The following is a 12,924-nucleotide window of genomic DNA, read 5'->3' as shown; positions in this document are numbered from 1 at the left end:
GTCGCACGTGCCTGTGGGTGTCCGCCGATCCTCGAATGGTGAGGGAAATCGGTAAGGTAACTGGAGCCAACCCCTCCAGTCGGTCTAGCGGCCAACCGCCAGCCCGAGGACACCTTGAAGCAACGACGGTGCGGGCCTTTCTGGTTCTCTGCCGGTTGTCCAAAGACCGGGGTTACTGAAGAGGCACACCTTCATTGCCGGCAGTGCGGAACGGGGTTCTCCCAATCCAAGCCAAGGCAGACAAAGCGGACCGAAGCCGGGCAAGGCCGAGGTTCATCGCCGCGAGACGGCGTTTCATGGTTCCGGGGTCTCCACCGGCTGGTTCCATGGATTTTCCGTCCCGCCTTTGTCCACCGCGTGTTCGCGAGGCCGACAGCCCGCGTCCGCACCCTTGTGCGCGCCGAAAGGCGTGTTTGGAGAAACCCGATGGCTACCCAGCGCATCCTCGATTTCCTCGCCACCCGACGTCCGTCCGGCCCTTGCCTCGTCGTCGACCTCGATGTCGTGCGCGACAATTTCCGCGCCTTCGAGAAGGCGCTGCCCGATTCCAAGATCTACTATGCGGTGAAAGCAAACCCGGCGCCGGAAATCCTGCGCCTCCTTGCTGCGATGGGCTCGTCCTTCGACACCGCTTCCGTTGCCGAAGTCGAGATGGCGATGGACGCGGGTGCGCCCGCGGACCGCATCTCCTTCGGCAACACCATCAAGAAGGAGCGTGACATCGCACGCGCCTACCAGCTCGGTATCAAGCTGTTCGCGGTCGATTGCGTCGAGGAGGTCGAGAAGATCGCCCGCGTCGCTCCCGGCGCGCGCGTGTTCTGCCGCGTGCTGACCGACGGCGAAGGTGCCGAATGGCCGCTGTCGCGCAAGTTCGGCTGCGTGCCGGCCATGGCCGTCGACGTGCTGCGTCATGCCAAGGGCCTCGGCCTCGACGCCTATGGCGTGTCGTTCCATGTCGGCTCGCAGCAGACCGACTTGACCGCCTGGGACCGTGCGCTGGCCGACGCCAAGAAGGTGTTCGCCACGCTCGCCGAGGAAGGCATCGTCTTGAAGATGGTCAACATGGGCGGCGGTTTCCCGACGCGCTATTTGCGCGACGTGCCGGCGGCCCAGGCCTATGGCCAGGCGATCTTCTCGGCGCTGCGCAAGCATTTCGGCAATGCCATTCCCGAAACCATCATCGAGCCGGGCCGCGGCATGGTCGGCAATGCCGGCGTCATCAAGTCGGAAGTCGTGCTGATCTCGAAGAAGGCCGACAATGACAATGTGCGCTGGGTGTTCCTCGACATCGGCAAGTTCGGCGGTCTGGCCGAGACGATGGACGAGGCGATCCGCTATCCCCTCGTCACTCGCCATGACGGCTCGGAGACCGCGCCTTGCGTGCTCGCCGGCCCGACCTGCGATTCGGCCGACGTGATGTACGAGAAGACGCCGTATCCGCTGCCTCTGTCGCTGACGATCGGCGACGAGGTGCTGATCGAAGGCACCGGCGCCTACACGACCACCTACTCGGCGGTCGCCTTCAACGGCTTCGAGCCTCTTCGATCCTACGTGATCTGACGGTTCGAAAGAACTGATCAGATCATCCCGGACGGGCGCTTGCCGCCCGCCCGGGCTCGCTTGTGGAACAGATCTCCGCTCGCCAGGGATTGCGGAAATGGAAATGTCAGTTGAAATCGTAGCTCATGCGCCGGCCTTCTCGATGGTCGCCGAAACCGTCGCCGACGTCGCGGCACGCGAAGCCTTGCTCGATCGTGCCATGGGGCCGATGCGGCGGAAAAAATCGTCGGAGAAGCTGCGGCGGGGCCGCCGGCCTTCGGAAGGCCTGGCTTTCGTCGCGCGCGATGCCTCAGGCGGCGTCGCCGGCACGGTGCGGCTGTGGGACGTCAGGCTGGGTGAGGGCGGCCCGGCAGCATTGCTGCTTGGCCCGCTCGCCGTCGATCCGTCGCTGAAGAATGCCGGCATTGGCTCGGCGCTGATGCGCCACGCCGTGGCCGAGGCGGCGCGTCTCGGCCACGCGGCGATCCTGCTGGTCGGCGATGCGCCCTACTACGGACGCTTCGGCTTCTCGGCCGACAAGACGGGCCGGCTGGCGATGCCAGGCCCCTATGAGCGGCATCGCCTGCTGGCGCTGGAACTGGTGGACGGCGCGCTCGACGGCGTGCACGGCACGCTGAAGGCTTGCGGCCGCAAGCTGAAGGCCCAGGCGCCGACACTGGCCGCATGAGGCATCGACCCCGCTATTCCTCAAACAAACGCCGCCTGAAAAGGCGGCGTTTTGATTCATTGACCCATCGGGTAATCGTGCGTGCTCAGCCGATCAACTGGCTGAGCGCCATGGCCACCGTCATGTCGCCTTCGACTTTGATCTTGCCGGTCATGAACGCCATGGTCGGGTTCAGGTCGCCAGCGATCAGCGATTCGAGATCGTCGAGCGAGAGCTTTATGGTGCAGTCGGTGGGGGCATCGGTGTTCGAGACGGTTGCGCCGTCGATGACGATGACGCCGTCGCCGCCGGTGTCGAACTTCACGGAACGATCAAACCCGCTGCTGGCCACGCGCGACTTGATCTTCTCGGCAATCTCCTGAACGCTCACGCTGTTCTCCCTGTCTGGTTGTACCTGTCGCGCAGGGCATTTCGGTCCGGCCGAAGCCCATGCGGCATCTCTGGCGATCACGGTCGCTGCCGCATATAGCTTCTGGTTGACGTTTACGTCAACGCAAATCCTGGAGACTGGTTCCTGTCGCCGCGTCAATAGCCTGTCGGGCACCAGTGGTCAGTGGGCCGGCGGCGCTTCCGCTTCGGCAGGCTTCGCGGTCCCGGCAGCCGCGGTGTCGGAATCCTGCCGACGGCGTAGCCAGTTGTCGCGGATCTCGTCCTTGCTCAGGAAATTGACCTGATCGATCAGAACCTCATGCACCAGGTTCGTGCCGACGCGGCTGTTGACGGTGTCGCGGATGGCGGCGCGAAAGGAATCGAGATCGATCGTCGCCTTCTTGGTGAAGTCGATCTGGGGATTGGCGTAGAGGTAGCTGTATACCTGGTCGGTGATGAGCGCTTCGGCCGGAATCGACAGTTTCTTTATCTGCTCCGGTTCGACGGTGTAGACGAGCTTGGCCAGGAAATAGCCGCCGATCTTGGAATCGCGGATCAGCGGCACCGAAATGACGTCGGTCTTGACGTAGTCCAGCCCGCCCAGCATCGGCTTGGGTTTCTCGCCGACGCCGCGTTCACCGGCTGCCTGGAACGAATAGAAGACGGCGCCGAGCGTGGCGGCGCAGACCCAGACCGCGATGGCGATGATCTTGATCATTCAGAGCCCGACATCATCGCGCTCTCGAGCCTGTTCCATCCCAATTCAATCGGGATGGGGCTCTATGTTTGAGCATGATCTTTTCCAAAAACCGGCATCCATTTTTCGGGATCATGCTCTAGCCTTTCATCCGGCCGAACTCGCCGGCGGAGTAGGTGCCGTCGGTTTCGGCGCGCTGGATGGCGCTGCGCAGCAGGCTGGCGACCTCGTTGACGGCGCTCAGATGCGCCAGGATCGCCGCCTCGTTCTTCGCCAGTTTCTGGCGCAGCCGGGTCAGGCCCTCGCGGTGCTGTTCGAGGAACTCGGCTTCGCTGCCGCCCTTCATGGCGCGGGTCAGCTCATAGAGATAGCGGCTCTTGCGGGCGTTCGACGCCTTGAGATCATAGCCGGTATCGCTGCGGATGCCGGCAGTCTCTTCCTCGACCACCTCCTCGATGCGGCCGATGATGGCGGCAAGGTTTCCGGGCCGCGCGAACGGTATCGGAGCCTCCGACGCGGTCGTGCGGGCCGGCAGGTTGGCAGTGAATTCGGAAGAATCGGCCATGGTGTTTCCCAGTCTAGATCTTGATGTCTGTTTTTATGGTTGTCTCGTCGCCGGTCATCGATCTGGCGGCCTTGCGCTGCAATTCCTGGACGAGCGAGGTGGACAGACGGGTCTGCTGATCGATCTCGGTCTTTTCCGGTCCGTTTGACACCGGGCCGATCGGCACCTTGCGCTTGCCGTCCATATAGTGGTCGGCAAGCAGCGACTTGGCGATGCCGATGCCGCCGCGCTCGGCCATGACGTCGGCGACGCGCTCGGCGAGCTGCGACTTCCACATGTCGCCGGCCAGACCCGTGCCATAGACGCCCTCTGTGTCCTTGGGCAGCATGTTCTGGATGAAGGTCTGCAAGACCATCGCCTCGAACTTCTTGAATTTTTTGGCCGGATCGGCTGTCGCCGCCGCCTTGTCGGCCGTGGCGCGCGACAGGATCGAGCCGGCATCGACAGACGAAGCGGTATCTAGCGAACCGGGGGTGTCGACCGAAAAGGCACCGGCAGCGGCGCCCGCGCGCTTGGTCAGCGCGGCGCGGGCAGCCTCGATATCCATCGGATCGGCAGCTCGGGCGACATCCATAACGATGTCGCTGGGTGGAGAAATCGCCAAGAAAGTCCGCCTTTTACCGGGTTTCCTTAGCCAGACCATGCCTCAACAAGCTTGTGGCAGGCTTGCGCGAGGGGGAGGAGGGCGGACTGTGGGGATTGAGCGGCTGCTTCGGGTTCTCGCCGACCTTGCCTGCGGCGGTAGGCGGATGGCCGGAGTGCCCTGCCAACGTCGAAAGTCGCTCCGCTGCCTCTACAGGTCTTGACGGGAATTGGCGTGCCTGTTTGAGAACGGGGGGCGAGACATTCGCTGCATGGGAGACGGGCAAGCGGTGGGCAAACAGTGAAGCGCGTTCTTCGAATGCTTGCCGCCGTGATTGTGGCGTCCGGCCTGGCCGGGTGCACCAGCATTTCCTACTACGCGCAGTCTGTGGAGGGCCACGTGCAGATCATGGCCGCGCGGAAAAATGTCGGAAGGCTTATCCGCGATCCCTCGACGCCCGAGGCATTGCGCGCAAAATTGACGTCGGCCAGCGCCATACGCCGCTTTGCCACGGAAGAACTGGCGCTGCCCGACAACAGCAGCTATCGCAGCTATGTCGACATCGGTCGGGCCGATGTGACCCTTGCCGTTTTTGCCGCGCCGCAATTCTCGCTTACGCCGATAACCTGGTGCTTTCCGGTCTTCGGTTGCGTTCCGTACCGGGGTTACTTTTCCCGGAAATCAGCGGCTGAAAGCGTCGCCGGACTGCAGCGGCAAGGACTGGACGTTTATGTGTCAGGCGTCACCGCCTACTCCACGCTGGGCTGGTTCAGCGACCCGCTGCTCAGCACCATGCTGCGTCAGGACGACACTTACATCGCCAGCCTTATCTTTCATGAGCTGGCGCATCAGAAGATCTATGTGAACAACGACTCCGCGTTCAACGAGGCTTTCGCGGTCGCCGTCGAAACCAGCGGTGTGAGGAGATGGCTCCGAGCTACCGGCAATCGCGCCGGATTGCGCCGCTACGAAGCCGATCGCAACCGCCGGGCGGATTTTCTCGGACTGATAGCGAAAACGCGCGATGAGTTGCGGCAGGTCTATGGAAGTCCCCGCGCCCCTGAGCAGATGGCGATTGCCAAGGCCGCCACGATCGACAGGCTGCGGATGCGCTATCGGCAGATGCGCGACAAAAGCTGGGCCGGATACCGGGGATACGATGCCTGGTTCGATGCCCCGATCAACAATGCAAAGCTCGCCGCGACTGCCGTCTACGGTGAACAGGTTCCAGCGTTCCTTCATCTGTTCGATTTGTGTTCCGGCGATTATCCAAGGTTCTACGCTGCTGTTCGCCGGATCGCGGATTTGCGCGAACCTTCCCGCGCCGAAGCGCTTAAGGCCGCGGATACCTGCAATTGACTTGGGCAAGCACGGACCTAGCAGCCTGGCGTCGCATTGCTCGTCAACAGTGATGATCCAATGTCTGCGTCGAGCGCGAAGCGCTCGCAGCGCTCGCCGTCGAACACATCGATGAAGCTCTCGATGTGCTTGAAGCCGAGCTTCGCCAATATCCGCAGCGACGCGAAATTGCGCGTTGCTGCCTCGGCCGTCACCTGTTCAAGCGCCAGGGTTTCAAAGGCGTAGCGCAGGACTTCGCGCGCCGCCTCGCTGCCCATTCCGTGCCCCCAATGCGCGCGCGCCAGCACAAATCCCAATGCGGCTGCCTTGGCGTCGGTTGTGCCGAAGGACAGGGTTATCGTCCCGATCGCGTCCGATACTCCCGCCTGGTCTATGGACCACTGGATCGCCCTACCGTCGGCGAACCGCTGACGCGAGCGGGCCAACCATCGCTCGCCCGCTCCTATGTCGCTGGGAATGTGATCACCGGCAAGGGAGGCGGATTCGACATCCGTCGCGCGCGCAAACCATGCCGGGATATCCCGTTCGCCGGGCGCCCGAAGCACGAGCCTTGGTGTCATGAGTTTGGGAAATCGGACTGCTTCCATGAGGGCATTTTCGACCCGAGGCGGCGCCAATGCAACGGCGCGGGCAGGCCGCGTCCGCCAGCTGGAAATGACGGCCCCGGTTGCGTCCGGAACCAGCCATTCAGCCGCGATCAGCAAGGTCGCGAATGCGAACCGTTCCTTATGGGACTTCGTAGAGTTCCAGCGGCAATCCATCTGGGTCGCTGAAGAAGGTAAACCGTTGATCTGTATATGGGTCGATGCGGATTGGCTCAACGGCGACGCCGGCGGCTTCCAGGCGCATGATCACGGGATCAAGATTGGCCACGGCAAATGCCAGATGCCTCAGGCCTGTCGCCTCTGGATAGGACGGCCTCGTCGCTGGGGCGGGGAAGGAGAACAATTCCAGCTGGACGGACCCGATCCGCAGATCGGCCTTCCATGACTGTCGCTCTTCCCGATAGACCTCCCGGATCAGATCGAGGCCGAGGAGTTCGACGTAGAACCATCGCGACCGGTCGTAGTCGGTGCAGATGAGCGCGACGTGGTGAATGGCGTTCAGCATGTTGTGAACTCTAGCGAAGCTTGGATTTGAGGCCAAGGTCACCAGCGGGCACGAAGCACTTTGTTATGTCGCCACTCAAAGATACAGTACGGCAGCTTCCAGGCTTGGCGGGGATCGGCGGACGGCGACCATGCGGCGCATTGCTGACCGGCAGATTTTGAGCCGTCAACTTTCCTGGCGCGCCGCGAAATTAGTAGCATTTCACGCTGGTTTCACGACACGTATGGAATACGGTCCAAGGGACGGGGAGAACCGGAATGAACGCTCATCGCGGCACGACTACCGCCGGGCTGGCCGTGTCGGGCGGTGTTCAAGGCATCGCCGGCATTGTCGATCCGCGTCAGGTGCAGTTTCGCAACTTTGGCAATGTTGCCGGCGCGGACGAAGCCAAGCTCTATCATGGCCTGGAGACGCCTTGGGCCACTCAGTGCCTGTTTGCCAAGCTGCTGCGCAGGATGAGTGCGGCATCCGCCGGAGGTGGCAATAAAACCAACGAGCGGATTCCGGCAGGATACACCTATCTTGCCCAGTTCGCCGCACACGACATTATCCGCAATTCCTCGCTCAGTCCCTTGTTGGCGGCCCACGAGGCAGAGCGCCGCAACGAACGCGAGGAGGCGCTCCTGCTCGACGTGCTTTACGGCGGCGGACCGTTCTCGGACCCTGGTTTGTATGTTGTGGCCAAGCCCGGTGAAGTTGTCAGGTCGCTCATGCGTACCGGGACAATGGCACCGCCGTCACCGAACGCCATGGCGATGCCCGCGGGCGCCTGTCCCTTTGCCATGCGCGACTTGCCACGCTTTCAGCAGGCCGATCTGAGCGATGGATTCGAAAGTGGTCGGACGGATGTCTTGGTCGCAGACCAGCGTAGCGACGACAACGCCAACATTGCGCAAATGACGGCGCTTTTCCTGCATCTGCACAATGCCGTGGCCGGTGCACTGAGCAGCAGCGGAATACCCAAAAAAGACGTCGAACTGCCGGCAGGTGCGTATCTTTTCGACCGGACACGCCGCGTCACGACGGCGATCTACCGGAATGTGCTGCAAAATGATTTGCTGCCGCGCCTTATCGCCAAGCCGATATGGGACCTCTACAACGCGAACGGGTTCAGACCACTGGTCGACATGCCGCAAGGTGTCCCGATTGAGTTTTCCCACGCGGCATACCGCTTGGGCCATTCCATGGTCAGGCTTTCCTATGTCTTCAATGACCAGCATCCGGAAGGCGAAGGGCTGGAAAACGTGTTGCTCAACCGCTCCTCATCACGCCCGCATAGATTCCCGGTCTCCGAACACTGGATCGCCGATTGGTCGCATTTCTTCCAGATCGCCGGCTCGACGCCGCAGTTCAGTCGGCGTATCGGACCAACGGTCAACGAAGTGCTGCTGAGTGCCTACAGCATGCCGATCCTGTGCGTCGGCCCGGATTTAAAGCCACTTGACCCCGCCACGGCGGGTCTGTTGAGCGAGGCAGACAGGGCTGCGCTACCCGATCCGAATGCGTCGGGACTTTTGTTCAGCGATTTGGTCCGAGGAACCATTGGTGGCCTGCTCAGGCTCGATGCCTTGATCGAACAATTGCCTCAGGCCGCTCTCGCTACCGCGCCGTTACTCGGCGATGCCGGGAAGCGTGACCAGGCTATTCGATCCTGGCTTCAAGGTTCGACCGTTGCCTTCACCGCGGCCGAGGCGACTGAGCTGGCAGAAAATCCGCCGTTGCTGTTCTGGCTGTTGTTGGAGGCCGCGATCGAACAGGACGGGCTGTGTTTCGGTACCATCGGATCGGTGATTGTAGGGGATGTCTTCATGGCAAGGTTAGCGGCCTCGCGCGCCATGATCGAAGACGACCCAATTACGCAAGACCTCGTCGCCAGACTGTTTCCCACCGGCATCCCGCGAACAATGGCCGACCTGATCCTTTTCGTCGCCAGCGCGCTCAATCTGGGCGACGCCTGGCCCCGGTTTATCACCCCGCCTACAACTCCTGGAGCTTAACCATGGCTGACCCCGTCGACAATCTGGACGCCTTTCCCGAACCGATCCAAACCCTTAACTTCGAGGCGACCGGCCGCAAGGTGGTGCAATGGGCACAGGATCCCAGCACGCGTCCGCGCGACTTGGCCGAGTTCAAGGCGCAACTCGATGGACTCGTCGTCGTGCCGGACCGCTACAAGGAAATCCAGATCGTTCAGGGATACGACCACGTCTTCTTCCTGCGGTTACCGCCCAACAATCAAGTGACGCAATCGCAAAAGAAGCTCCAGGCCGAACAAGGTGGCATGGCCGACTATGGCATTCCGGAATTCTATTTCGATGCCATTCTCGAAAAGGTGCCGTTCAACCGCGACAGTTTCTTCTACTCACGCATTGCGGACTACACCATTCGGGGCTGCCGATAGAACGGGCTCTGGCAAAGGCATATGGCTGACGACAATGCCGGCCCCGGCCAGCCCTTGGCGCAGTGCCTCGATGGCATCTGGACTGTAGATCGGAAAGCTGTCCATGAGCCATGTGCCGACGTTGCCCGGCTCCGGTGACTCATTTCCAAACCACGTCGTCTTCAGCTGCGCTAAAAATCGGTCGGCCTCTTCATGCGCCGCTTTCTCGTTGCCGAGCAAGGCGAGCGCCGCAGCCTTCCAGCCGCCGATGTACGACACACTATCGGCGGCGCGCTCGGCCGCTTCGACGCAACCGGCATAGTCGCCAAGCAGGAACCGCACGCCCGCCTGATAGCTCCATTGCAGGCGTGAAACGCCGAGTCCGGTCTGCAGCGCCAGAGTGGCAATACGCCGCGCGTTCTCGCGATCATCGCAATAGGCAAGCCCGAGAGACGCGGAGACCAAGGTCCAGGGGTCGTTGCCATTGAGTTCGCAGGCCAGAAGGAAGCTGATGGCTGCCTGCTGCGGGATGCCGTTCATGGCGTAGGACCACGCCAGATGCAGTTGGCTTCGGGAATCGATCGGATCGATCTGGGTCGCCTGCTTGGCAAACGTCAGCGCTTCGGCGTGGCGTTCGCGTCGCCGGCCGATGCCGGGGAAGATCAAATGCCGTGAATTGATGATGCCGGCCAACCCGGCGTAGGCGGCAGCGAACCGTGGTGACTCTGCGATGATTGATCTGAACAGAGCCTCGGCCCTCTCCTCTGACTCCGGGCGCCATTGAAAGATCAGCTCCTGCGCCCTCAGCCAGCGGTCGAACTGCTCCAGCGACAGGTCCGGGATGCTGGCGATCTGAACCAGCCGTTCGGACGACATGCTGACGCCCAGCGCGACGGCGATGCGGCGGATGAGCCTCTGCTGGGTCTGGTACCACTGGCTGTTTTCGATGACAAACTGCTCACTCCAGATGTAGCGCCCCGATGCAAGCTGCTTAAGCGTCATGCTGAGACGCAATGTCGGCCCGTCGATAAATCCGGTCGCCTCGATGCAATAGGCATTCTCGGTGAAGCGGGGGGGATGCCCTTCCCATTCCATTACCGCCCAGTCGCGGAATTGCACCAGGGACGCGACCAGTTCACTGCGGAAGATTTGCACGGCGTTCCGCGCGCGGACGGAACCGCTCACCAATTCGAACTCCCGCACGAACAGCAGCACGCCGGCGGCGGGCTCTTGCAGCCGTTGCGCCTGGGACCCGAACGCCTCGGCGGCGATTGCGGTCACCGCCCCCCTGTCCGTGGCCCCGATCGTACCAAGCTTGATGTCACTGACCAGTGCCTGCGTGGCGGCTGAAGGTTCGCTGTCGAACTCCGTTTCAAGCAGGTCCCAAAGCCCCTTATAGGCCCTCAAGGCCGTTGCTTGGTCGCCCATCCGAGCCGACGCTTCCATGACTGCGCGGCACCCGATCTCGTTGGTCGGATCGAGATTGAGCAGGGCTTGTCCGGCTCGCTTTAGCGCTGGCCAGTCTGCCGCAGCCTTCGCCATCGCTTCCAGACACGAGATAAATTCATCCTGAAGGCATTGCCGCTGGACGAGGACCCAATTCCGAAACGAGGGGTCGATGTCGTCCAGGCCATTGAGAAAGCTTTCGGCGACACGCTGCCTCTCCAGAAGGATGGGCGGAATCCTTCCAGCTTTCAGATCGTGCCTGATCTCACTCACATCCACTGTGACGAGCGACTGCTTCAGCGTCACGTTGAGCCGGTCTCCGAGGAAGACCCCTTCGACTTCAGCCAGGCAGGTCTTGAGATCGACTACGGTTTGCCTGAGCGAGGCCCTCGCTCGTGCCTCGTCCGATTCACTCCAGAGCAAACCGCAGATGCGCTCGCGGGTTTCAAAACCATGAGGGCTGAGTGCAAGATAGGCAAGGACGGCACGCGATTTGCGGTTTCTCACGGCGATGTCTCGCCCAGATTGGCTCAGCGCTACCTTGTCAAGCGTCGTGACACGGATCAGCGGCGCAGTCCTCGTTGGGGAGTTGTGCCCGATCATCGTTGTCCCGCAACTGCCTCCGTCTACATAAGATCGGCGCGGCCGCTCGGGCCGGCCTGGTCAATGAGGGAACGAAGCCGACGCGACTGGAACGGCGACGGAAGAGGTTGCAGCCCTGGGACGAAGACTTTGGCGACGGGAATGTCAAACATCGGCGTGGTCAGATCTGCTGCGTATATGCGGTATTGCTTTTTAAGCATTTCGCCAACCAAGGATACGAAATTCAAGCCCTTTTCGGCATTTTTGTGCATCAGCAGGCTACTGGACAGGTGGGAGATGAGGTCCGTGTCGATTGCGCCAGGGGTCTCGGGGCGCTCCTCCTGCCGGCTGTCGACCTCGTCGAGCCTCTCAACTCCCTGTTCTGCGCGTTTCATTGCCGCCACATCGAGAGCCAATTCCATCTGGCACATTTCCAGCAGCGCCGCCCTCAGGGCGTTGCCCGCGTCCAGCCTGCAAGCCAGCCCGACTACCAGACCGCGACCATCCGCGTCGAAGGATAGCGCCGCGATTACAGGCGCGGGAAACTCACCCGATATGTCGAGAAACTGGGTGCATCTGCCGAGCTTCTCCTGCCTTATCCGCGCAAGCAGATCGAGCACGCCCGCGCCGGCAAGCGCTTCCAGTCCGATCAACCGGCCGCCGCGCCTGCTGCGCCACCAGGCGGCAGCCGCATCTCGCTCGATTGCTTCCAGCAGCGCCGAGGTCAGGGCAGCCTCGTGGGTTATCCCTGCGGCGCATCCGCAACTGGTCACCCAGGCGCTCCGGTTGGCGCTGCGAATGAAAAGTGTCTCTGGCAAATAGCCCTGCCGACGGTCGTCCAGCCGGCGCACGGGCACCCATCGGTCACTTTCACCGAAACCGGACTGCACCCGGAAATCATCGAGGTGTTCAGCCAGCCGAACGTCCTGCCAACGGCCTACACCATCTATCATCGTGCGGTTCATCGTCCCGTGCGGCACTTGCCATTCGCTATGATATTCGATGCCCTCGCCGATGCAGGCCTCGAATGCGCGCCCCAGGGTGAGGCCGACACCACTGAAGCTGGCAGAAGCGGGTGAGGCCGAATCTCCCCAACTGCGGCGTACCTGCGCACCAAAGAAGTGCAGCCCCGGTGCGTAGCGGGCGTGCAAGCGGAACAGATTGCCAAAGTTTGCCGCAGCTGAGAGTAGTCCTTGGCGGTTATTTGTCGCTATCAAGCCGGGATCTGTATCACCAGAGTCAAGGTAGCCGAGCGCACCGAGCAACCCGCGTGCCATTGCAGCCTGTTCAGGCGCTAGATCTTGCGGCCGTGAACAAAATCGCGCTGCCAGTTCAAACGCGTTTGCGGCGGTCAATCCACAATCCTCGCTGTTGAAGAAACCCTTTCCCTATTGTCTGCCACTTTCGCCCTACGATCTTGATCGGGTCAACAAAACGTTGCGTGCGAGGCGACCCAAGCTCGGCAAAGACACGGAGCTAAAGATGGCCGTCATCTCACGCTGATTTCACGCTAGCTGGTCTAATGGTTGTTTCCGAGACGTCATCTCGACTGCCCCGGAGCTGAACGACCCGAACCGGACCCATCGAGACGATGGAAGATCGGCGC

Annotated in this window: 13 protein-coding genes; 5 read left to right on the top strand and 8 right to left on the bottom strand. The window is 61.9% G+C overall.

What is annotated here, in order from left to right; genetic code table 11:
* The first annotated feature begins 426 nt into the window (after positions 1–426).
* Together odc2 and ACLGL5_RS34295 are read left to right on the top strand one after the other, a co-directional pair.
* Positions 427–1,560, top strand: coding sequence for an ornithine/lysine decarboxylase (odc2, locus tag ACLGL5_RS34300; RefSeq protein WP_069093068.1), 1,134 nt, complete (start codon positions 427–429; stop codon positions 1,558–1,560).
* Positions 1,561–1,657: 97 nt separating this feature from the next.
* Positions 1,658–2,227 (top strand): GNAT family N-acetyltransferase, encoded by a 570-nt coding sequence (locus ACLGL5_RS34295; protein ID WP_069093067.1) that lies wholly within the window; start codon positions 1,658–1,660, stop codon positions 2,225–2,227.
* An 85-nt stretch (positions 2,228–2,312) separates the two neighbouring features.
* Here ACLGL5_RS34295 and ACLGL5_RS34290 read toward each other — a convergent pair whose 3' ends face one another.
* The 4 genes from ACLGL5_RS34290 to ACLGL5_RS34275 all read right to left on the bottom strand — a co-directional run bounded on the left by ACLGL5_RS34290 (position 2,313) and on the right by ACLGL5_RS34275 (position 4,501).
* Positions 2,313–2,597: an SCP2 sterol-binding domain-containing protein gene (locus ACLGL5_RS34290; protein WP_064980753.1), complete on the bottom strand. Its 285-nt coding sequence runs from the start codon at positions 2,595–2,597 to the stop codon at positions 2,313–2,315.
* A gap of 180 nt (positions 2,598–2,777) precedes the next feature.
* A complete protein-coding gene (locus ACLGL5_RS34285) occupies positions 2,778–3,314 on the bottom strand; it encodes a hypothetical protein (protein ID WP_038649373.1) in 537 nt (178 codons plus the stop codon).
* A gap of 118 nt (positions 3,315–3,432) precedes the next feature.
* Positions 3,433–3,858 (bottom strand): hypothetical protein, encoded by a 426-nt coding sequence (locus ACLGL5_RS34280; RefSeq protein ID WP_027047362.1) that lies wholly within the window; start codon positions 3,856–3,858, stop codon positions 3,433–3,435.
* Between the two features lie 13 nt (positions 3,859–3,871).
* Positions 3,872–4,501 (bottom strand): rod-binding protein, encoded by a 630-nt coding sequence (locus tag ACLGL5_RS34275; RefSeq protein ID WP_069093066.1) that lies wholly within the window; start codon positions 4,499–4,501, stop codon positions 3,872–3,874.
* Positions 4,502–4,759: 258 nt separating this feature from the next.
* On the opposite strand from ACLGL5_RS34275, the gene ACLGL5_RS34270 reads away from it, so the two are divergent.
* Positions 4,760–5,800: an aminopeptidase gene (locus tag ACLGL5_RS34270; RefSeq protein ID WP_069093065.1), complete on the top strand. Its 1,041-nt coding sequence runs from the start codon at positions 4,760–4,762 to the stop codon at positions 5,798–5,800.
* Positions 5,801–5,817: 17 nt separating this feature from the next.
* On the opposite strand, the gene ACLGL5_RS34265 is transcribed toward ACLGL5_RS34270, so the two are convergent.
* A complete protein-coding gene (locus ACLGL5_RS34265) occupies positions 5,818–6,504 on the bottom strand; it encodes a GNAT family N-acetyltransferase (RefSeq protein ID WP_245307232.1) in 687 nt (228 codons plus the stop codon).
* A 22-nt stretch (positions 6,505–6,526) separates the two neighbouring features.
* On the bottom strand, positions 6,527–6,910 hold the full coding sequence (gene gloA2, locus ACLGL5_RS34260; RefSeq protein WP_019861004.1) for an SMU1112c/YaeR family gloxylase I-like metalloprotein: 384 nt from the start codon (positions 6,908–6,910) through the stop codon (positions 6,527–6,529).
* 257 nt (positions 6,911–7,167) lie between these two features.
* Between gloA2 and ACLGL5_RS34255 the strand changes: the two genes are divergently transcribed.
* The gene (locus ACLGL5_RS34255; RefSeq protein WP_494372847.1) at positions 7,168–8,907 is read left to right on the top strand and encodes a peroxidase family protein; all 1,740 of its coding nucleotides are present in this window, start codon (positions 7,168–7,170) and stop codon (positions 8,905–8,907) included.
* A gap of 2 nt (positions 8,908–8,909) precedes the next feature.
* Positions 8,910–9,311, top strand: coding sequence for a hypothetical protein (locus ACLGL5_RS34250; RefSeq protein ID WP_038649365.1), 402 nt, complete (start codon positions 8,910–8,912; stop codon positions 9,309–9,311).
* Here ACLGL5_RS34250 and ACLGL5_RS34245 read toward each other — a convergent pair.
* The gene (locus ACLGL5_RS34245) at positions 9,273–11,339 is read right to left on the bottom strand and encodes an AfsR/SARP family transcriptional regulator (protein ID WP_494372846.1); all 2,067 of its coding nucleotides are present in this window, start codon (positions 11,337–11,339) and stop codon (positions 9,273–9,275) included. The genes ACLGL5_RS34250 and ACLGL5_RS34245 overlap by 39 nt on opposite strands.
* 23 nt (positions 11,340–11,362) lie before the next feature.
* Positions 11,363–12,673, bottom strand: coding sequence for a YcaO-like family protein (locus ACLGL5_RS34240; protein WP_245307230.1), 1,311 nt, complete (start codon positions 12,671–12,673; stop codon positions 11,363–11,365).
* Between the last annotated feature and the right edge of the window lie 251 nt (positions 12,674–12,924).

The organism is Mesorhizobium sp. U510, from assembly GCF_059180695.1.
Note: the sequence above shows the minus strand (reverse complement) of the source record. Positions and strands in the feature narration are given on the sequence as shown.